This window comes from Acidovorax sp. SUPP3434 (assembly GCF_030159015.1).
GTDB lineage: Bacteria > Pseudomonadota > Gammaproteobacteria > Burkholderiales > Burkholderiaceae_C > Paracidovorax.
The window spans coordinates 23,954-44,136 of record NZ_BQXL01000019.1; the positions used below are offsets into that span (position 1 = coordinate 23,954).

The following is a 20,183-nucleotide window of genomic DNA, read 5'->3' on the forward strand; positions in this document are numbered from 1 at the left end:
CGGGCTACACCACCGTGTCGGAGCGGATCACGATGCGGTCGAAGCCCAGGTGCTGCATGCATTCGCGCAGGATGAGGAGCGTGGCGGCGAAGGCGGAGCCCTCCGGCAGCCCCTCCTGGGCGGGTGGGCGGCCCAGGGCCACGGCGGCCAGGCGGTGGAAGGTGCGCTCCACGGCATCGAGCGGCAGCGTCATCTCGGGCTGCGCTTCGATGCCGGCCGCCAGCGCCACCTGGCGGATGCCGGCATCCGCCGTGTAGAGCGTGGTGCCCGGCGGCAGCACCGCGTGCACGGGCATCACGGCCTCTTCCACCACCTGGATGGCGTGCTCCAGTTCGCCCTCGGCCGGGGGATCGTGGCGAAAGCACGCGGCGGCCGTGGCGTAGTAGCCCACTTCCAGGGTTCGCAGCAGCCGGGCCTGGGCCTGGGTGCCGCTGGCGATGGACGAGTGGCCCGCTCCGATGCGCAGCGCCGTGATGGGGCTTCCGGCCAGCGGGCCCGCCTGCAACGCCTGGTACAGGGCGCCGGCGTCGTTCGGTGAAAGGTGGGTGGACATGGTGCGGTCCCGGCAGGTGGAAAAGGGTGGATCGATTGTGCCCTTTGCCGCAGGCCATGGGCCCTGGCGGGTCACCGGCCTGGATCGGCGGGCCGCCTGGGACGGCCGATGGCAGCCCCGGCCCCGACGGCGTGCAGGAGACGCCGGAAGGTGGGGCATTCCATGTGGCTGGGCGCCTTGCAGCGCGCGGCGTGCTGCAGACCGTCGCGCATGGCGGTGAGCTGGCGGATGGTGGTGTCCAGGTCGTCGGCCTGGACCAGGAGCCGGTCGCGGTCGATGCGCGGCTGACCATCCGGGCCGAACATCTGCCCGATGGCGTCGAGCGAGAAGCCGGCCGCGCGCCCGAGCGCGACGAGCGCGAGCCGCTCCACCACGCCCGCATCGAACAGCCGCCGCAGGCCGTGCCGCCCGACGGAGGCGATCAGGCCTTTTTCTTCGTAGAAGCGCAGCGTCGATGCCGGCAGGCCCGAACGGCGTGCCACTTCGGCGATGTCCAGGATCTCCATGGGCTTGACCTCAAGTCGGCTTGAAGTCGCACAGTCTAGCTTTCACTCCCCTTCCGGGCACCCAGGAGATCGCCATGAACCCACCCTTTTCGATCGATTCCCCGCAAGCCGCGCTCTGGAACGGCGCCGCCGGCCACGCCTGGGTCCAGGCGCAACCCCTGCTGGACCGCATGTTCGCGCCCTTCGAGGCCCTGCTCGCCGAGGCGGCCGACGCCCTCGGCGCGGGGCCCGGCATGCAGGTGCTCGACATCGGCTGCGGCACCGGGGCCACCACGCTGGCCATCGCGCGCCGGCTGGGCGAGGAAGGGCGCTGCACCGGAATCGATCTTTCCGCGCCCATGGTCGCCGCGGCGCGCCAGCGCGGCCTGCGCGAGGGGCTGACGGCGCCCCGCGCGGACTTCGTCTGTGCCGATGCGCAGACCCAGGCGTTCGCGCCGGCTTCCGTGGATCGGCTGGTGTCGCGCTTCGGGGTCATGTTCTTCGGAGACCCGGTCGCGGCGTTCGCCAACCTGCATCGCGCGGCGCGCCCCGGCGCCAGCCTGTGCGCCATCGCGTGGCGCAGCGCGGCGGAGAACCCCTTCATGACGGCCGCCGAGCGCGCCGCCGCCCCGCTGCTGCCGGGCCTGCCCGTGCGCCAGCCGGATGCGCCGGGCCAGTTCGCGTTCGCCGACCGCGAGCGGGTGGCGGGCATCCTTCGGGCCAGTGGCTGGGCCGGCATCGAGATCGAGCCCCTCAATGCCGTCTGCTCCATGCGGCGCGACGAATTGGTGCCTTATTTCACCGGCCTCGGCCCGGTCGGCCTGGCCCTGCGCAGCGCCGACGGGCCGACCCGCACCCGGGTCGTCGCGGCCGCGCGAGCGGCTTTCAAGCCCTACGTGCAGGGCGAGGCGGTGCGTTTCGGCGCGGCCTGCTGGCGGATCGCCGCACAGGCCACGGCGGGTGGTTCCCGGGGCTGAGCATCCCGGGCCGAAGAGACGGGGTGCGATGATAAAATGAGATTCATTCGTATTTTCGAGCGGTGGCTTCCAGCCGCTTCCACCCCCCATGCCTGCCGCTGCCTGCCAGGACGTCGAGACCCTCTACCGCGACCACCGGGCGTGGCTGCACGCGTGGCTGGCGCGCCAGCTGGGCAATGCCTTCGAGGCGTCGGACCTGACCCAGGACACTTTCGTCAACCTGATGGCGAGCCGGCAGGCGGAGCGGTTGCAGGAACCCCGCGCGTACCTCACCACGCTGGCCAAGCGCCTGCTCTACAACCGCTGGCGCCGGCGCGACCTGGAGCGGGCCTGGCTGGAGGCGCTGGCCGCGCTGCCCGCCGAGGTGTCGCCCTCGCCGGAAGACTATGCGCTGGTGCGCGAGGCCATCGAGGCCGTCGACCAATGGCTGTCCGGCCTCGCGCCCAAGGTGCGCCAGGCCTTTTTGCTGCGGCGGCTCGACGGCATGAAGCACACGGAGATCGCGCAGGAGATGAACGTCTCCCTGGCCACGGTGGAGCGCTACCTCAAGCAGGCCCTGCTGCACCTGTGCAGCCTGCCGGCCGGCCCGGGCCACCGATGAAAACCGGGCTCCACGCACCGGCCCTGGAGCAGGCCGCCGACTGGCATGTGCGCCTGGACTCGGACCAGGCCAGCGACGAGACCCGGCGCGCCTTCGCCCACTGGCTGCAGCAGGCGCCCGACCACCGCCAGGCCTGGTCGGCCCTGCAGTCCCGCCTGCAAGGGCTGGACGCGGAGCTGCTGCAGATCCGCCAGGCCGATGCCCCCGCCGGCGGCGCCAGCCGGCGCGCGCTGCTGGCGCCGGTGCCGCGCGGCGCGCAGCGCCGCCGCCTGCTGGCCGGCGGCACCGGCGGGGCGCTGGCCGTGGCGCTGGCCGCCTGGCTGCTCGACCGCCAGACGCCCCTGGCCACCCTGGCCGCCGACCTGCGCACGGGCACCGGCCAGCGGCGGGTCCACCGCCTGCCCGACGGGAGCGAACTCACCCTGGATGCGCGCTCCGCCGTGGACATCGCCTATGGAGACCACGAGCGCCTCGTGGTGCTGCGCGAGGGCGCGGTGGCGGTGCGCGTGGCAGCGGCCGGCACCGACCGGCCCTTCGTGGTGCGCAGCGCGCAGGGCACGGCCCGCGCCCTGGGCACCCGCTTCATGGTGCGGCAGGGCGACGGCAGCAGCCTGGTCCACGTGATCGAGCACAGCGTGCGGCTGGCGCTGCCTTCGGGCCCCGAAATGACGCTGCGCGCGGGCGACAGCGCCCGGCTGGTGGGCGGTGCCATCGAGCCCGTGGTGGCACCGCCCCTGGCGCCGGCGGCCTGGGCCGATGGCGTGATCCAGGTGAAGAACGCGCCCCTGGACGAGGTGCTGGCCGCGCTGCGGCCCTACAGCGCGGCGGTGATGCGGGTCAGTCCGGCGGCGGCGCAACTGCGCATCTTCGGCGTGTTCGCGCTGGACCGGCCGGAGGCGACCCTGCAAACCCTGGTGGACACCCATCCCATCGCGGTGCGGCGCTGGGGCCCCTGGCTGGTCCAGGTGGACCTTCGGCCCCAGGTCTGAGGGGGCTGCAGCGGGGGGGGGGGGCAGCCCATGCCGGAATGGGGGATGAATGGGATTGATGAGGGGTTTTGGCGCGCTCGCGTGTCAATGGGAATGCAGCGCTGCCCAACCCTCCGCATCCACCTCCCCCTCATCGAGCAATCCATGGCCTTCCTCTCCCGCGCCGCCGTCTGGCGCCATCTCCCCCGCCCGCCGGGCGCCCTGCTGCCCATCGCCCTCGCGCTTTCGTTGGGCCATGCCCTGCCTGCCCAGGCGCAAGCCCAGGCGGCGCCCCCTGCGGCCGGCGCGGCCGTCCAGGCGTGGGACCTGGCCCCGGGCGCCCTGGACGACACCCTCACCCTGATCGCGCGCCAGGGCGGACGCAGCATCAGTGCCGACCCGGCGCTGCTGGCCGGCAAGCGGGCACCGGCCATCCGGGGCCGCTTCACCGCCGAGCAGGCCGCGCAGCAGGCCCTGACCGGCAGCGCCCTGGTGCTGGGTCGCACCGCCGGCGGCGCCCTCACGGTGCTGCCCGGCAGCGCGCCTGCCGCATCGGCCATCCCCGCCCGGGGCGCGGCCGCCGGAGCCACGCTGGCCGAGGTGCGCGTGGTGGCCGACGCCGAAACCGACGGGCCGTCGGAGGGCACTGGCAGCTATGTGCCGCGCGGCCCCAGCAGCGCCGCCACCGGCCTGGCCCTGAGCGTGCGCGAGACCCCGCAGTCGGTCAGCGTCATCACCCGGCAGCGCATGGACGACGAGCACCTCACGACCATCAACGACGTGCTGGCGCGCACCCCCGGCATCGCCACCGCGGCGCTGGGCACCGAGCGCTCCAACGCCAACGCGCGCGGCTACCCCATCACGAACTACCAGCTCGACGGCATCAGCACCCACACGGAATTCCTGGGGCTGGACGCCTTGCCCGCCCAGGGCATCGCCGACATGGCGCTGTACGACCGGATCGAGGTGCTGCGCGGCGCCTCGGGGCTGACCACCGGCGCGGGCGACCCTTCGGGCATCGTGAACATGGTGCGCAAGAAGCCCACGGCCGAATTCCAGGGCCTGGCCGAACTCGGTGGCGGATCGTGGGGCCAGCGGCGCGGCGTCATCGACCTGTCGTCGCCGCTCAATGCCGAGGGCAGCGTGCGCGCGCGCATGGTAGCGGTGCACCAGGAGGGCGACAGCTACATCGACTTCTACAGCCGCAAGAAGGATGTGCTGTACGGCGTGGTCGAAGCCGACCTGACCCGCACCCTGAAGCTCACCGCCGGCATCGACCACCAGGAAAGCGCCTCGCGCGGATCGACGGCCTATCTGGGCTTTCCGCTCATCAATGCCGCGGGGCAGCAGAACGACTTTCCCGTGTCGTTCAGCAGCGCCAGCCGCAGCAACCGCTTCGACACGAACTCCGACAACGCCTTCGCCTCGCTGGAGCAGGTTTTCGGCAACGGCTGGAAGCTCAAGCTCTCGGTGGACAAGCTGCGCTCGCGCCAGCGCGAGGACGCCACCTACCTGGCCGTGAGCAGCAGCCTGTTCGATCCGGTCACCGGCGATGGCCTGAGGCTGGCCAGCGAGCGGCGCGACTACCGGCTGGACAACGAGACCGTCGACCTCAAGCTCAGCGGCCCGTTCGAGCTGTTCGGCCGCCAGCACGAAGCGCTGGTGGGCATCGACCACACCGACTTCCGCAGCCTGACCACCGGCAGTTTCGACACCACCGGGCTGCGCGACCTGCCGGTCAACATCCATCGCTGGAACAACAGCGGCAGCCCCGTCTTCGGGCCCGACTTCGTCACCTTCGACAGCACCCGCCGGCAGAAAAGCCTGTATGCCGCCGGCCGCTTCGAACTGGCCCCGCAATGGAAGCTCATCGTGGGCGGCAAGCTGATGAATTTCGGCAGCGACTACATCACCGACACCACCGAGGGCTACCACACGACCTCGCCGGTCTCCGAGCGCCGCGTCTTCACGCCCTACGGCGGCATCGTGTTCGACCTGAGCCCGGCGCACACGCTGTACGCCAGCTTCGCGACCATCTACGCGCCGCAGAACGCCCAGGACCGCAACGGTACGCAGCTGGACCCGACCCAGGGCGACACCTACGAGGCGGGCGTGAAGAGCGCCTGGCTCGGCGGCCGGGTGACCACCAGCGCCTCGGCCTACTGGATCCGCCAGGACAACGTCGCCGAGGCCGACAGCGGCTATTTCGTGCCCGGCACCACCAACACCGCCTCCCGCGCGATGAAGGGCGTGAAGACGCAGGGCATGGACCTGGAGGTCAACGGCACCCTGGCGCCCGGCTGGAACCTCTCGGCCTCGTACAACTTCAGCCAGTCCAGGAACGCGGCCGGCACCCGCGTGAACACCACCTTCCCACGGCAGATGGCGCGGGTCTGGACCACGTGGCGCGCGCCGGGCGACTGGAGCCGCCTGACCCTGGGCGGCGGCGTGGACTGGAACAGCGGCATCCACTACGACATCGATGCCTGGCAGATCGACCGCACGGTGACCGCGCGCCAGAAGGCCTACGCCGTGGCCAGCCTCATGGCCCGCTACGAGGTGAACGATCGCTTGTCGGTCGCGCTGAACGTGCAGAACGTGTTCGACCGCAAGTACATCGCCGCGATGTCGGGCTGGTGGTATTCGGGCATGTACGGCGCGCCGCGCAGTGCGCAGGTGACGGCGCGCTACCGGTTCTGATCCGGCGGGCCGAGCGCGCCGCCGCCGCGTTGGCGCGCCACCGTCGCACCATGAAAAAAGCCCTCCGGAGAGGGCTTTGGCGTTGCGCTGGGCGCGAAGGGGGCTTTTCAGCCGCCCTTCTTGGAGCGCTTGCCGGGGTTCTTCTTGCTGCGGGTGGCGACGCCACGCTCCAGGCTCACGCGCTGGCCGCGGCCGGGGGTGGCCAGGGTCACGCCGGGCAGTGGCTGGGGACGGGGGGTGCGCTTGCGGTCGGCTTCGGTAACGATCTTGTTGCCCATTTGGGAGGCTCCTGGAGAGAAAAGTGAAAAACACGCTATTAGGCCACATCGTGCAGCCGTGCCCGGTGCGGGCCGTTTCCGCCCCCGCCGGGGCGCTGGGAAGTGCAGGGGGCCGCGCTCAGTCCGGCAGCACGGCGGTGGCCTCGATCTCGATGCGCGCGCGCGCTTCCATGAGGCCGGCGACCTGCACGCAGGCCATGGCCGGAAAGTGCCGGCCCAGCACCTCGCGGTAGGCGGCGCCCAGCTCTTTCAGGCGCGCGTTGTATTCCTCGCGGTCCACCACGTACCAGGTCATGCGCACCAGGTGCTCGGGGCCGGCGCCGCCGGCCTCCAGCACGGCGCGCACGTTCAGGAAGGTCTGGCGGGCCTGGACGATGAAGTCGTCGCTCTCGAACTCCTGGCGGGCGTTCCAGCCGATCTGGCCGCCCACGAAGAGCAGCGTGCCGCGGGCGGCCACGCCGTTGGCGTAGCCCTTGGGGGGCGCCCAGTCGGGCGGTTGCAGTCGGGTGTGCAGGGTCATGTCTTGGGGGATGGAAGTGGGGCGTTGGCGGCCGCAGCGGCCGCGCTGTCGTGGGCCAGCGCGGCGGCCTGGCGCAGCTTGAAGCGCTGCAGCTTGCCGGTCTCGGTGCGCGGCAGGGCGGTGGCGAACTCCACGATGCGCGGGTATTTGAACGGGGCGATGCTGGCCTTCACGTGGTCCTGCAGCGCCTTGGCCAGGGCGTCGTCGCCGGCATGGCCGGAGCGCAGCACGCAGATGGCCTTGACGACCATGCCGCGCTCGTCGTCGGGCACGCCGATCACGGCGCACTCGGCCACGGCGGGGTGGCGCAGCAGGGCATCCTCGACCTCGGGGCCGCCCACGTTGTAGCCGGCCGTGATGATCATGTCGTCGTCGCGCGCCTGGTAGAAGAAGTAGCCGTCGGCGTCCTGCACGAAGGCGTCGCCGGGGTGGTTCCAGCCGTTCTTCACGTAGTTGGCCTGGCGCGCATCGTCCAGATAGCGGCAGCCCGTGGGGCCGATCACGGCGAGCTTGCCGACCGTGCCGCGCGGCAGCTCGCGCCCGCGCCCGTCCACCACCTTGGCCTGGTAGCCCGGCACCACGCGGCCGATGGCGCCGCGGCGCACCTCGCTGCCGGCCGACGAGATGAAGATGTGGAACATTTCGGTGGCGCCGATGCCGTCGGTCATCTCGATGCCGGTGGCGTCCTTCCACAGCTGGCGCGTGGCGTCCGGCAGGGCCTCGCCGGCACTCACGCAGGTGCGCAGCGCGGGCAGGCCCAGGGCCTTGGCGAAGGATGCCATCTGCCGGTAGAAGGTGGGCGCGGTGTAGCAGACGGTGGCGCCCACCTCGCGCATCAGCCGCACCATCACCTCGGGGGTGTAGGGCACGTCGGGAAAGTACACGCTCGCGCAGGCGGCCATGGGAAAGAGCAGCAGCCCGCCCAGCCCGAAGGTGAAGGCCAGCGGCGGCGAGCCGACCACGATGTCCTCGGGCGTGGAGCGCAGCACATGGTGCGGCCACGCGCCGCAGGCCGCCAGCACGTCGCGGTGGCTGTGCACCGGCGCCTTGGGATGCCCCGTGGTGCCCGAGGTGAAGGCCATGAGCGCGATGTCGTCCGCCGCGGTGGGGCAGGCGGGCAGCGGCGCGCAGCCGGCCGCGCGCACCAGCAGGTCGTCGGCCGCCGGCGCGGTGTGGAAGGGCACGATGGCGCGCAGCACCGGGTGCTGCGCCTGCGCGGCCTGCAGCTCGTCCAGCAGCCGGCCGTCGCACAGCGCGGCGGCGGGCTGGGCGCGCTCGATCACGTCGGACAGCTCGCGCGCGCGCAGCAGCGGCATGGTGGCCACCGCCACCAGCCCGGCATGCACCACGGCCAGCCAGGCGAGCGCCATCTCGGGTGTGTTGCCGCCGCGCAGCAGCACGCGGTTGCCGGGCACCAGGCCCAGGCCGTCCACCAGCACGCGGGCGATGCGCGCGACCTCGTCCTGCGCCTGCGCGTAGGTCCAGGTGCGCGTGGGCGAGCGCAGCAGCGGCCGCCCGCCGTGCCCTGCCTGCGCGGCGCGATCGAACAGCACCTGCACGAGGTTGGCCTGGTCCGGCACCTGCAGCGAGGGCAGGTCGTAGTGCAGCGCGGGCCACTGCTCGCGCGGCGGCAGGCGGTCGTGGACGAAAGTGTCGGTCTGTGCGCTGGGGGTCATGCCTGCTGCTCCTGCAAGACGGCTTTGCCGATGATGAGTTGCTGGACCTCGGTGGCGCCTTCGTAGATGCGCAGCGCGCGGATGTCGCGGTAGAGCGATTCAATCTTGGCGCCCACCTCGACGCCGCGCCCGCCGTGCATCTGCAGGGCCATGTCGATCACGCGCTGGGCGTGCTCGGTGGCGGTCATCTTGGCCATCGCCGCTGCCACGCTGCGATTCCGAGCCTCAGAAGGATCGTGCGCGCGGCCCGCGGACAGCGATTCATCGCGCATCCATGCCGCCCGGTACGTGAGCAGCGCCGCGCCGTCGACCAGCGCCGCCATCTCGCCCAGCTTGGCCTGCGTGAGCTGGAAGTCGCCCAGCGTCTGGCCGAACATGCGGCGCGTGCGCGCATGGTGCACCGCCTCGGCGAGTGCGCGCCGCGCCATACCCAGCGCGGCGCCCGCCACCGAGGCGCGAAAGATGTCCAGCGTGCGCATGGCCAGCTTGAAGCCGCCGTGCAGCTCGCCCAGCAGCGCATCGGCCGGCACGGTGCAGCCGTCGAACGCCAGCGTGGCCAGCGGGTGCGGCGCCATCACCTGGATGTGGCGCGAATCGTCCAGGCCCGGCGTGGGCGCATCGACGATGAAGGCGCTGATGCCGCGCGTGCCGCCGGTCGGGTCGGTCTTGGCGAACACGCAGTAGAAGTCGGCGATGCCGCCGTTGCTGATCCAGGTCTTGGTGCCGCTCAGCGTGTAGGCGCCCATGGCATCGCCAGCCGTTTCTGAGGCGTTTTGGCCCTGTGCCGGCGGAATGTTTGCCTGTGTTGCTATGGTTTGCATAGCGCCGACGTCGGAGCCGGCCTCGGGCTCGCTGAGCGCGAAGGCGGCGATCTTCTCGCCGCGTGCCACCGCGGGCAGGTAGCGTGCCTGCTGCGCGGCGCTGCCGGCCAGCGTGATGGCGCCACTGCCCAGGCCCTGCATGGCGAAGGCGAAGTCGGCCAGGGGCGAGTGGTAGGCCAGGGTCTCGCGCAGCAGCACCAGCGCGCGGGAATCGAGTTCGGCCAGCGCGCCGCCGTGCGCGGCGGGCACGCAGTAGCGCAGCCAGCCGCCGTCGCCCAGGCGGCGCACCCACTCGCGGCAGGCGGCGCGGTCGTCGGATTCGTCCACCGCCTGCGCGGCGGCCCAGGGCACGAGGCCATCCACCAATGCCCGGTGGGCTTCGCCGAAGAACGGCAGGGCGAGGTGCGCCGTGGACGGGGCGGCGGGCGCGGGGGGCGTGGCGGCGTGCATGGCCTCAATCCCCCGCGAACACGGGTTTCTGCTTGGCCGCAAACGCCTCGTAGGCGCGGCGGAAGTCCTGCGTCTGCATGCAGATGGCCTGCGCCTGGGCCTCGGCCTCGATGGCCTGGTCGATGGTCATGCTCCACTCCTGGCCCAGCATGGTCTTGGTCATGCCGTGCGCGAAGGTGGGGCCCTCGGCCAGCGAGCGGGCCGCGGCCTGCACGTGGGCCAGCAGGTCGGCCGATTCGTGCAGGCCGTTGAAGAAGCCCCAGGCCAGCCCTTCCTGCGCCGTCATCGCGCGGCCGGTGAACAGCAGCTCGGAGGCGCGGCCCTGCCCGATCATGCGCGGCAGCAGCGCGCAGGCGCCCATGTCGGCGCCGGCCAGGCCCACGCGGGTGAACAGGAACGCGGTGCGTGCGGCGGGCGTGCCGTAGCGCAGGTCGCAGGCCAGCGCCACCATGGCGCCGGCGCCGGCGCAGATGCCGTCGATGGCGCCCAGCACCGGCTGTGGGCAGGCGCGGATGGCCTTCACCAGGTCGCCCGTCATGCGTGTGAACTCCAGCAGTTCGGGCATGGTCATGCCGGTGAGCGGGCCGATGATTTCGTGCACGTCGCCGCCCGAGCAGAAGTTGCCGCCCGCGCCGGTCACCACCACGGCCTTCACGTCGGTCGCCGTGCGCAGCGCGCCTAAGAAGTCGCGCAGCTCGGCATAGCTCTGGAAGGTCAGCGGGTTCTTGCGCTCGGGCCGGTCCAGCGTGATGGTGCCCACGCCGCGGTCGAACTGCCAGGCGAAGTGCCGTGCCGCGTAGGGGGCCCGGGGCTCGAACTGCGGGCGCATGGGGTTGCCCGCGGAGATGTAGTGCTTCATGCGTTGGTTTCCTGGAGAGTGGGGGTGGCTGCCTGGGCGTGGGCCTTCACCTTGCCGAGCAGCCGGTGCAGGCTGGCGATGTCGCGCTCGCCGAGTGGGCCGAAGGCCTCGACGATCCACTGCGCGTGCGCGTGGGCCATCGCGTCGAACTGTTCGCGCCCGCGCGGCGTGAGCCGCACGAGGAACACGCGGCGGTCGCCCGCCACGTCCACGCGTTCCACCAGCCCTTCGGCGACGAGCTGGTCGGTGATGCCGGTCACGTTGCCGCTCGTGACCATCATGCGGCGCGAGAGGTCCTTCATCTTCAGGCCCTCGGGCGCGCGTTCGAGCTGCGCCATCAGGTCGAAGCGCGGCAGCGTGGTGCCGAACTGGTCGCGCAGGCGGGTGCGCACCTGCTTTTCCACCAGTTGCGTGCAGGTGAGCAGGCGCAGCCACAGGCGCAGGGCCTCGGGGTGCTCGCTGGGGGCGGCGCCGTGAAGGCGGGCTTCGAGGTCCATCGTTTCAGTCCAGCGCATCGTTTGCTATTGTTTTAATAGCGACATGCCCTAGTACCGATTGCGCTGGGGCCTGCTTTTGCTTGGAGGCCTCGCGCAGCAGCTGGTCGCGGCCCGGGCCGTAGGGGCGCGGCCAGTGCACGTGGCGGCTGGCCGTCTCGCCCAGTTGCGCGGCGGCGTGCAGCGTCCAGGCCGGGTCGGCCAGATGCGGGCGGGCGAGGGCGCACAGGTCGGCGCGGCCGGCGGCGATGATGCTGTTGGCATGGTCGGCCTCGCTGATGGCGCCCACGGCCATGGTGGCGATCTCCACCTCGTTGCGGATGCGGTCGGCGAACGGCGTCTGGTACATGCGCCCGTACACCGGCCGGGCGGCGCGCGTGGTCTGGCCGGAGGAGACGTCGATCAGGTCGCAGCCCGCGGCCTTGAACCACCGCGCCATCGCCACGGCGTCGTCCGGCGTGGTGCCGCCGGGTGCCCAGTCGTGGGCCGAGATGCGCACGCTCATGGGGCGCTCGGCGGGCCACACGGCGCGCACCGCCGCGAACACCTCGAGCGGGTAGCGGCAGCGGTTTTCCAGGCGGCCGCCGTATTCGTCGGTGCGCTGGTTGGTCAGCGGGCTGATGAAGCTGGCCAGCAGGTAGCCGTGCGCGCAGTGCAGCTCCAGCCAGTCGAAGCCGCAGGCGGCCGCACGCCGGGCGCTGGCCACGAAGGCGGCGGTGAGCGCGTCCATGTCGGCGCGCGTCAGCGCGGCGGGCGTCTGGTTCTGTGGGCCGTAGGGCAGGGCGCTGGCGGCGCGCAGCGGCCAGTTGCCGTGCGGATCGCCCTCGGGCAGGGGCTCGTCCGTGCCCTCCCAGCCCACGCGCGTGGAGCCCTTGGGGCCGCTGTGGCCCAGTTGCAGGCCGATCTTGGCGCGGCTGCTGCCGTGCACGAAATCCACGATGCGCGTGAAGGCGGCCTGCTGCGCATCGTTCCACAGCCCGGTGCAGGCGGGGGTGATGCGGCCGTCGGGCGTGGGGCTGGTCATCTCCACCATCACCAGCGCCGCGCCGCCGAGGGCGCGGGCGCCCAGGTGCACCAGGTGGAAGTCCTGCGGCACGCCCTCGACCGCGCTGTAGGTGGCCATGGGCGAGACGACGATGCGGTTATCGAGCGTGAGGCCGCGCAGCGCGAAGGGCGTGAGCATGGGCGGCACCGCGGCCCCGCTGTCGGCCGGCACGCCGGCGGGTGCCGGGGCCGGCGCCGCGCCGACCGTGGGGCGCGCCTGGGCCAGCCAGGCCTCGTAGCCCTCCAGCCAGCGCGCGTCGCGCAGGCGCAGGTTCTCGTGGCTGATGCGCTGGCTGCGCGTGAGCAGCGAATAGGCGAACTGCTCCACCGGCAGCCGGCTGTAGCGCGCCACGTTCTCGAACCACTCGGTGGAGTTGCGCGCGGCGTTCTGGATCTTGAGCACCTCGACGCTGCGGCGCGCCTCGTAGTCGTGCAGCGCCTGCTCCAGGGTCGCGCCGGTGGCCAGCGTCTGGGCCAGGTCGATGGCGTCTTCCAGCGCGAGCTTGGTGCCGCTGCCAATCGAGAAATGCGCGGTGTGCGCGGCATCGCCCATCAGCACGATGGGCACCGCCTTGCCGCCGATGGTTTCCCGATGCACCCAGGTGCGGCAGATCACGCGCGGAAAGCGGATCCAGTTGGCCGAGCCGCGCAGGTGCGTGGCGTTGCTGATGAGCGCATGCCCGCCCAGGTAGGGCGCGAAAAGCCGTTCGCAGAAGGCGATGGCCTCGGGCTGCTCCATGCGGTCCAGCCCGTGGGCCTGCCACACGGCCTCGGGCGTCTCGATGATGAAGGTGGAGGTGTCGGCGTCGAACTGGTAGGCGTGCGCCTGGAACCAGCCGTGCTCGGTCTCTTCGAACGCGAAGGTGAAGGCCTCGAACTTCTGGTGCGTGCCCAGCCACACGAAGCGGCACTGGCGCAGGTCGATGTCGGGCTGGAAGACCTCGGCATAGCGCGTGCGGATGCGGCTGTTCAGGCCGTCGCTGGCGATCACCAGGTCGGCGCCGTAGCGCGCGGCGAGCGCCTGGTCGTCGGCCACGTCGGTCTCGAACACCAGCTCCACGCCCAGCGCCAGGCAGCGCTCCTGCAGGATGTTGAGCAGCCGCTTGCGCCCGATGCCGCAAAAGCCGTGGCCGCTGGAGCGCACGCTGCGCCCGCGCAGGAACACCGCCACGTCGTCCCAGTGGTTGAACGCGTCGCCGATCTGCGCGGCGGTTTCGGGATCGGCGGCCTGCAGGTTGGCCAGCGTCTGGTCCGACAGCACCACGCCCCAGCCGAAGGTGTCGAACGGCCGGTTGCGCTCCACCACCACGACGCGGTGCGCCGGGTCCTGCCGCTTCATCAGCAGGGCGAAATAAAGGCCGGCGGGACCACCGCCGATGCACAGGATGTTCATGTGAAAACAGTTTAGGCTTAAACGAATTACTGTCAATGGGGCCTGTGCCGATCGGGCGCGCCCGTGTCGGACAACGGCCATTGACGAGGCGTTGGGGCGGTTCAAGAATCGACGGCCATGAAACCGCTGCTGCACGCCCTGCAAGCCCGGCTGGAATCCCTGCCGGTGGACCTGTCGCTCGAACTGCCCGGCGGGCAGCGGCTGGGCCGCGCGCAGGCCCCGGTGGCGCTGCAGTTCCGCGACCGCCGTTCGCTGGCGGCGCTGCTCTCGGGCGAGGTGGGCGACCTGGGCGCGGCCATCGTCGAGGGGCGCGTGCGCTTCGAAGGCCGCATGCGCGACCTGGTGGCGGCGGCCGCCGCCCTGCTGCACGGCGACCCGGCGCGCGAACAGGCCGGGTGGTGGACGCGCATGATGGCCCGCGCCCGTTCGCGCGCGGTGCACACCATCACGCGCGATGCGCAGCAGGTGCGGTTCCACTACGACCTGTCCGACGACTTCTACGCCCTGTGGCTGGACCCGCGCCGCGTGTATTCGTGCGCCTACTACCGCGACGGCGCCATGGACCTGGCCCAGGCGCAGGAGGCCAAGCTCGACCACATCTGCCGCAAGCTGCGGCTCGCGCCGGGCCAGCGCTTCCTGGACCTCGGCGCGGGCTGGGGCGGGCTGCTGCTGTGGGCGGCCGAGCACTACGGCGAGGACGCCACCGGCATCACCCTGTCGCGCAACCAGCACGCGCACGTGTCGCGCCTCATCGCCGAGCGGGGCCTGTCGGGCCGCGTGCGCATGGAACTGCGCGACTACCGCGAACTGCAGCACCCCGAGCCCGCGCCGTTCGACCGCATCGCCTCGGTGGGCATGTTCGAGCACGTGGGCCGCGCGCACATGCCCGATTACTTCGCCACCGTGCGCCGGCTTTTGCGGCCCGGCGGGCTGCTGCTCAACCACGGCATCACCTCGGGCGGCGTGGACAACGCGCAGCTGGGCGCCGGCCTGGGCGACTTCATCGAAAAGTACATCTTCCCGGGCGGCGAACTGCTGCACGTGAGCGCCGTGCTGCACGATCTGGCGGCCAGCGGCCTGGAGATGGTGGACACCGAGAACCTGCGCCCGCACTACGCGCGCACGCTCTGGGCCTGGTCCGACGCGCTGGAGGCGCGGCTGCAGGAAGCGCTGCGCGTGCTCTCGGCTGGGGTCGGCGCGCCGCAGGGCGAGCGTGCCCTGCGCGCCTACCGCCTCTACCTGGCCGGAAGCGCCATGGGATTCGAGCGCGGCTGGATGGCCCTGCACCAGATGCTGGCCGCGCGGCCCGACGGCGACCTGGCCACCGGCGCCCTGCGCGGGACCCAGTCGGACTATCCTTTCACCCGCGACTACATGCATTCACGCACCGGCCCGGCCGGGCATTGACGGCTGCAAGCCACCCCATCACCCCTACCTACCCACCCACCCTTACCAAGGACCCTCGCCACCCATGCTGTACAAGTTCAAATCCCGCGCCACCGCCGACGTCATCATGCTGGAGGCCAACGGCCGCCAGCTGCTGCAGATCATGGGCAAGGGCACCGACCCGCACGGCATCGTCACCGCCGCGCAGATCCCCGCCGCGCTCCAGGCACTGGAAGCCGCCGTCGCAGCCGACGACGCCAAGGGTCGGTCCGATGCCGGCGAGGCGCCGGGCAGCGAGGACGACGATGCGGGCGAGCGCCCCGACACCGTGCGCCTGCGCCAGCGCGCGGCGCCGATCATCGACATGCTCCAACGCAGCGCCGCGGAAGGGCACGACGTGATCTGGTGAACCAGGCCGGACCGGCGCTGCGGCAGGCCGCCATGAGGCCGGGCACGCGGGCGTCGGCCCCGGCACGCAAGGCCATCCTGGCGAAGAGGGTGAAGGCCAGGATGGAAGCCGGCATGCCGGATTTTTCAGCCGCGAAAGTTTCGAATTTCCGCAGCGCGGCACCCGTGGTGCCGATCGGGCGGGCCCGGCCTTAAAAGTTCTGAAACCTGCTTCAGCGCGGCATGGAAAGCGTGAATTTCAGGACCCGCGCGCCTACAGTTCGAGTCCGAAGCCAGGGGTCGAGCGACCGACACGCGAGACCCGGGCCCACCGCCCACTGTGGGCACCATACCCTGAGTTTTCACCGCTTTTCATGTTGACCCTCGTTCCGCGCGGCATCCGCAACCACAATCCCGGCAACATCGTGCGCGACCACATCGGCTGGCGCGGCATGGCCGAGGACCAGTCGGCCGACCCCCGGTTCGTGGTGTTCTGCGAACCGTACTGGGGCCTGCGTGCCATGGCCCTGCTGCTGCGCAACTACCAGGCCAAGTACCAGCTGTGCACCATCGACGGCATCATCCGCCGCTGGGCGGCCTGCGGCGAGTGCGACCCCTGCGACTACGTAAGGCAGGTCGCCGGCAGCCTGGACATCAGCCCGCACGCCTTCATCTGCCTGAACGCCGCGACCCTGCCGCCGGTCATGCGCACCATCGTGCAGCTGGAAAACGGCATGCAGCCCTACCCGGATGGGTTGATCGCCCGGGCGGTCAGCGGGTACTGAGCACTCACTGGGGGGCGTGCCCCCCGCCACCGCATTCAGTCCACCTTCGCTCCCGACGCCTTCACTACCTTGGCCCACTTGCGGTGTTCGCTGTCGATGTGTTTGGCGAAGTCGGCCGGCGAGTTGCCGCCGGGGATCGCGCCCTGCGCCAGCAGGCGCTCCTTGACGGCCGGGGTGGCGAGGGCCTTGGCGGTTTCCTGCTGGATGCGGGCCACGATCTCGGGCTGGGTGCCGGCGGGAGCGAGCAGGCCGAACCATGAGCTGGCCTCGTAGCCCTTGAGATCCGGGCCGCCGACTTCCTCCACCGTGGGCACGTCGGGCAGGGCGGGCGAGCGGTGGGCGCTGGTCACGGCCAGGGCCTTGAGCTTGCCGGCCTTGATCTGCGCCATGGAAGACGGCAGGTTGTCGAACATCACGTCCATGTTGCCGCCCACCAGGTCCAGCAGCGCGGGGCCGGAGCCGCGGTAGGGCATGTGCAGCATGTAGGTGCCGGTCATGCTCTTGAACAGCTCGCCGGCCAGGTGGATCGAGGTGCCGTTGCCGCTCGATGCCATGTTCAGCTGGCCGGGGTGCGCCTTGGCGTAGCGGATGAAGTCGGGCACGGACTGGATGCCCAGCGCGCGCGCCTTGTCGGCGTTGATCTCCATCACGTTGGGCACGGCCGCCACCAGGGTGATCGGCACGAAGTCCTTGATGGGGTCGTACGGCAGCCTGCTGTACAGCGCGCGGTTGATGCCGTGCGTGCCGACCGTGCCCATCAGCAGCGTGTAGCCGTCGGCCGGCGACTTGGCGACCACCTCGGCGCCGATGTTGCCGCCCGCGCCGCCCCGGTTGTCCACGATGAACTGCTGGCCGAAGGCGCGGCCCAGCTCGGGCGCCACGGCGCGCGCCAGGATGTCGGTGGTGCCACCGGGGGCGAACGGCACGACGATGCGCACCGGCTTGGTGGGCCACGCGCCGGACTGGGCGTGGGCGCCGGGCATGGCGTTCCATAGGCCGGCGGCCAGAAGCAGGGCGGCGAGCGCCAGTGCGCGGCGGCGCGGCGTGACCAGGGGCTGGCGAAGGGTCTTGGACGGGGTGGCGGAAAAGCGCATGGGGATCTGTCCTTGGGGCTGGCGGTCAATCCCCCGTTGTAGGCCCCGCTGCGCGAGGCGGGCAGAGGGATGACCCGTAGGCCGGAGCGCGTTCCACGCCTCGCAAAAATGAAAGCTCCAAGAAAAAACCGCCCGGGGCGCAAGGCCTGGGGCGGTCGGGGCGATGCGCGGGCGCTGGGTGTGGCGCAGTGCCCGGCCCGTCGGTCGGATCAGTCGGCGTAGGTGCCGGCGGCCTTGATGATGGGGCCCCACTTGTCGATCTCGGCCTGCACGAACTTCTTGTGCTCGGCGGGTTCGACGCGCTGGTCCGCCGCCACCACGGCGCCCAGGCCTTCCTGCTTCTTGATGAAATCGGGGTCCTTCAGCGCGGCCTTCAGGGCGTCGTTGAGCTTCTTGAGCACGTCGGCGGGCGTGCCCTTGGGCGCATACAGGCCGTGCCAGATCGTGACCTGGAAGTCCTTGACGCCGGACTCGGCCAGCGTGGGCAGGTCCTTGAGGGATGGCGTGGTGAGGCGCTTGGGCGTGGTGACCGCGTAGGCCTTGACCTTCTTGGCCTCGATCTGCGAGGTGGTGTTGGTGGTCTGGTCGCACAGCAGGTCGATCTGGCCACCGATCAGGTCGGTGATGGCGGGTGCCGTGCCTTTGTAGGGCACGGGGGTCATCTCGACCTTGATCGCGCTCTGGTACAGCAGGCCGCACAGGTGGGACGCGGCGCCCAGGCCCGCATGGCCCAGGTTGATCTTGCCCTTGTTTTGCTCGATCCAGGTGGCCAGTTCCTTGTAGTTGTTGGCGGGCAGCGTGGGGCGGGCGATGAGCGTCATGGGCACGTCGTTCACGACGCCCAGGTATTCGAAGTCGTTGGGCACACTGAACGGCAGCTTGCGGTACAGCGCCGGCATGGTGGCCATGGCAATGTGGTTGAGCAGCAGGGTGTAGCCGTCGGCACTGGCGCGCGCCACCTTGGCGGTGCCGATGCTGCTGCCTGCGCCCGCGGCGTTGTCGATCACCACGCTCACCCCACCCAGCGGCTTGCGCATGGCCTCCGCCAGATCGCGTGCCACGCGGTCGGTCGGGCCACCGGCGGCGAAAGGAACGACGATCGTGACCGTCTTGTCCTTGGAGGGAAAACCCTGCGCCTGCGCGCCGAAAGCGGCGGCCACGGCAACGGCCACCAGTGCGGTCTTGAATGTAGTTTTCATGAGGTTCCTTTGAAAAGACGCGCCATGATAGCCACGGGGTTTTACACCGCCATCAAGGTAATTACTTAGCAGTAACGTGTAGGGGTTTAAAGGTTTATAGGCCTGCAGCGCTTGTCTGTATTGGTTTTTAAGCTATTAATATGGGAGCAGCGGGTGCGGCGATCCGGTGGGCGGCTGCCGGGCTCATCGATAGCTGCGTGCGTCCTCGATCACACGGCCGTCGTTGGGCAGCGTGCCGGGGGCCACCATCTCGACCTCGCCGCGCAGCTTGGTCTGCTCGCGCATCGCCTCGGCCAATTGCACGGCCAGGCCGGCGGCGGTCTCGGTGGTCTCCACGCGCAGGAGCATCTGGTCGTTGGCCATCTCGCCGCTCACCACCAGGCGTGCGCGCAGCACCTGCGGAAAGCGCCGCACGATGTCGGCCACCTGGCCGGGGTGCACGAACATGCCGCGCACCTTGGTGGTCTGGTCGGCGCGGCCCATCCAGCCCTGGATGCGGGTGTTGGTGCGGCCGGTGGGGCAGGCGCCGGGCAGCACGGCCGAAAGGTCGCCCGTGCCGAAGCGGATCAGCGGGTAGTCGGGGTTGAGCGTGGTCACCACCAGTTCGCCCACCTCGCCTTCGGGCACCGGGTCGCCGGTGCCGGGCCGCACGATCTCCACGATCACGCCCTCGTCCAGCACCAGGCCCTCGCGCGCGGTGGTTTCGTAAGCGATCAGGCCCAGGTCGGCCGTGGCATAGCACTGGTAGCCGGCCACGCCCCGCCCGGCCAGCCAGTCGCGCAGCGAGGGCGGAAACGCCTCGCCCGAGACCAGGGCCTTGCCCACGCTGGGCAGCGGCGTGCCCAGCTCGGCCGCCTTGTCCAGCAGGATCTTGAGAAAGCTCGGCGTGCCGATGTAGCCCGCGGGTTTCAGTTCGGCCATGGCCTGCACCTGCTGCTCGGTCTGGCCCGTGCCGCCCGGGAACACCGAGCAGCCCAGCGCATGGGCGCCGGTTTCCATCATCGAGCCGGCGGGCACGAAGTGGTAGCTGAAGCTGTTGTGGATCAGCTCGCCGGGCCGAAAGCCGGCGGCGTGGATGGCGCGCGCCATGCGCCAGTAGTCGCGCCGCGTGCCCTCCGGTTCGTACAGCGTGCCGGGGCTGGCGAACACGCGCGGCATGGCGGCGCCGAACGACAGCGCGCTGAATCCGCCGAACACGTTGGTGGCACGGCCGGCCTGCTGGCGCGCGAGCAACTCGTGCTTGCGCGTGACCGGCAAGGTGGCCAGCGCCTGGCGCGTGGCGATGCCCGCCGGATCGATGCCCTGCAGGATGCCGGCGAACGCGGGCGAGGCCCGCTGCGCATGCGCCACCTGCGCGGGCAGCGCGGCCATCAATGCGCTTTCGCGGGCTTCGGGCGGGCGGGTTTCGAGGTCGTCGTAGAAAACGCTCATGGATATACCTCCGGGGTGCACGTTCTGGGCGTGCTGGGGATGGGAGACAGGCAAACGGTGGGCTGGACTGCGCCGCGCGGTC

Annotated in this window: 19 protein-coding genes; 7 read left to right on the plus strand and 12 right to left on the minus strand. The window is 71.2% G+C overall.

What is annotated here, in order from left to right:
- Positions 1-4: 4 nt before the first annotated feature.
- Both AVKW3434_RS21155 and AVKW3434_RS21160 read right to left on the minus strand, forming a co-directional pair.
- Positions 5-553, minus strand: coding sequence for a hypothetical protein (locus AVKW3434_RS21155; protein ID WP_272567020.1), 549 nt, complete (start codon positions 551-553; stop codon positions 5-7).
- A 71-nt stretch (positions 554-624) separates the two neighbouring features.
- Positions 625-1,059 carry a helix-turn-helix domain-containing protein gene (locus AVKW3434_RS21160; protein WP_284407396.1) on the minus strand — a complete coding sequence of 145 codons (435 nt, stop codon included), beginning with the start codon at positions 1,057-1,059 and terminating at the stop codon, positions 625-627.
- Positions 1,060-1,133: 74 nt separating this feature from the next.
- Here AVKW3434_RS21160 and AVKW3434_RS21165 point away from each other — a divergent pair, with 74 nt between their 5' ends.
- The 4 genes from AVKW3434_RS21165 (at position 1,134) to AVKW3434_RS21180 (ending at position 6,284) form a co-directional block, all read left to right on the plus strand.
- The gene (locus AVKW3434_RS21165; RefSeq protein WP_284407397.1) at positions 1,134-2,015 is read left to right on the plus strand and encodes a class I SAM-dependent methyltransferase; all 882 of its coding nucleotides are present in this window, start codon (positions 1,134-1,136) and stop codon (positions 2,013-2,015) included.
- Between the two features lie 88 nt (positions 2,016-2,103).
- Positions 2,104-2,616, plus strand: coding sequence for a sigma-70 family RNA polymerase sigma factor (locus tag AVKW3434_RS21170; RefSeq protein ID WP_284407398.1), 513 nt, complete (start codon positions 2,104-2,106; stop codon positions 2,614-2,616).
- A complete protein-coding gene (locus tag AVKW3434_RS21175; RefSeq protein ID WP_284407399.1) occupies positions 2,613-3,605 on the plus strand; it encodes a FecR domain-containing protein in 993 nt (330 codons plus the stop codon). Before AVKW3434_RS21170 ends, AVKW3434_RS21175 begins: the two co-directional genes overlap by 4 nt.
- Before the next feature lie 144 nt (positions 3,606-3,749).
- Positions 3,750-6,284: a TonB-dependent siderophore receptor gene (locus tag AVKW3434_RS21180; RefSeq protein ID WP_284407400.1), complete on the plus strand. Its 2,535-nt coding sequence runs from the start codon at positions 3,750-3,752 to the stop codon at positions 6,282-6,284.
- Positions 6,285-6,391: 107 nt separating this feature from the next.
- Here AVKW3434_RS21180 and AVKW3434_RS21185 read toward each other — a convergent pair whose 3' ends face one another.
- From AVKW3434_RS21185 to AVKW3434_RS21215, 7 genes are all read right to left on the minus strand, one after another.
- Positions 6,392-6,562, minus strand: coding sequence for a hypothetical protein (locus AVKW3434_RS21185; protein ID WP_272567028.1), 171 nt, complete (start codon positions 6,560-6,562; stop codon positions 6,392-6,394).
- 118 nt (positions 6,563-6,680) lie between these two features.
- Positions 6,681-7,076: a RidA family protein gene (locus AVKW3434_RS21190; RefSeq protein ID WP_372588286.1), complete on the minus strand. Its 396-nt coding sequence runs from the start codon at positions 7,074-7,076 to the stop codon at positions 6,681-6,683.
- Between the two features lie 2 nt (positions 7,077-7,078).
- Entirely contained in the window at positions 7,079-8,758 is a 1,680-nt protein-coding gene (locus AVKW3434_RS21195; protein WP_284407402.1) for an AMP-binding protein, read from the minus strand.
- The gene (locus tag AVKW3434_RS21200) at positions 8,755-10,029 is read right to left on the minus strand and encodes an acyl-CoA dehydrogenase family protein (RefSeq protein WP_284407403.1); all 1,275 of its coding nucleotides are present in this window, start codon (positions 10,027-10,029) and stop codon (positions 8,755-8,757) included. Before AVKW3434_RS21200 ends, AVKW3434_RS21195 begins: the two co-directional genes overlap by 4 nt.
- Positions 10,030-10,033: 4 nt before the next feature.
- Entirely contained in the window at positions 10,034-10,888 is an 855-nt protein-coding gene (locus AVKW3434_RS21205; RefSeq protein ID WP_284407404.1) for an enoyl-CoA hydratase family protein, read from the minus strand.
- The gene (locus AVKW3434_RS21210; RefSeq protein WP_272567036.1) at positions 10,885-11,385 is read right to left on the minus strand and encodes a MarR family winged helix-turn-helix transcriptional regulator; all 501 of its coding nucleotides are present in this window, start codon (positions 11,383-11,385) and stop codon (positions 10,885-10,887) included. The genes AVKW3434_RS21205 and AVKW3434_RS21210 overlap by 4 nt, the downstream gene beginning before the upstream one ends.
- A gap of 4 nt (positions 11,386-11,389) precedes the next feature.
- Complete coding sequence (locus tag AVKW3434_RS21215) at positions 11,390-13,819, minus strand: bifunctional salicylyl-CoA 5-hydroxylase/oxidoreductase (protein ID WP_284407405.1); 2,430 nt, start codon at positions 13,817-13,819, stop codon at positions 11,390-11,392.
- Positions 13,820-13,936: 117 nt separating this feature from the next.
- On the opposite strand from AVKW3434_RS21215, the gene AVKW3434_RS21220 reads away from it, so the two are divergent.
- From AVKW3434_RS21220 to AVKW3434_RS21230, 3 genes are all read left to right on the plus strand, one after another.
- Positions 13,937-15,226 (plus strand): class I SAM-dependent methyltransferase, encoded by a 1,290-nt coding sequence (locus AVKW3434_RS21220; protein WP_284407406.1) that lies wholly within the window; start codon positions 13,937-13,939, stop codon positions 15,224-15,226.
- Positions 15,227-15,290: 64 nt separating this feature from the next.
- A complete protein-coding gene (locus tag AVKW3434_RS21225) occupies positions 15,291-15,614 on the plus strand; it encodes a DUF1840 domain-containing protein (protein ID WP_284407407.1) in 324 nt (107 codons plus the stop codon).
- Between the two features lie 352 nt (positions 15,615-15,966).
- Positions 15,967-16,377, plus strand: coding sequence for a structural protein P5 (locus AVKW3434_RS21230; RefSeq protein WP_272567044.1), 411 nt, complete (start codon positions 15,967-15,969; stop codon positions 16,375-16,377).
- 35 nt (positions 16,378-16,412) lie between these two features.
- Here AVKW3434_RS21230 and AVKW3434_RS21235 read toward each other — a convergent pair whose 3' ends face one another.
- From AVKW3434_RS21235 to AVKW3434_RS21245, 3 genes are all read right to left on the minus strand, one after another.
- Positions 16,413-17,471 (minus strand): Bug family tripartite tricarboxylate transporter substrate binding protein, encoded by a 1,059-nt coding sequence (locus AVKW3434_RS21235; RefSeq protein WP_284407408.1) that lies wholly within the window; start codon positions 17,469-17,471, stop codon positions 16,413-16,415.
- A gap of 209 nt (positions 17,472-17,680) precedes the next feature.
- Positions 17,681-18,670 carry a tripartite tricarboxylate transporter substrate-binding protein gene (locus AVKW3434_RS21240; RefSeq protein ID WP_284401408.1) on the minus strand — a complete coding sequence of 330 codons (990 nt, stop codon included), beginning with the start codon at positions 18,668-18,670 and terminating at the stop codon, positions 17,681-17,683.
- Between the two features lie 183 nt (positions 18,671-18,853).
- Positions 18,854-20,101 (minus strand): phenylacetate--CoA ligase family protein, encoded by a 1,248-nt coding sequence (locus AVKW3434_RS21245; RefSeq protein ID WP_284407409.1) that lies wholly within the window; start codon positions 20,099-20,101, stop codon positions 18,854-18,856.
- Positions 20,102-20,183 lie beyond the last annotated feature (82 nt).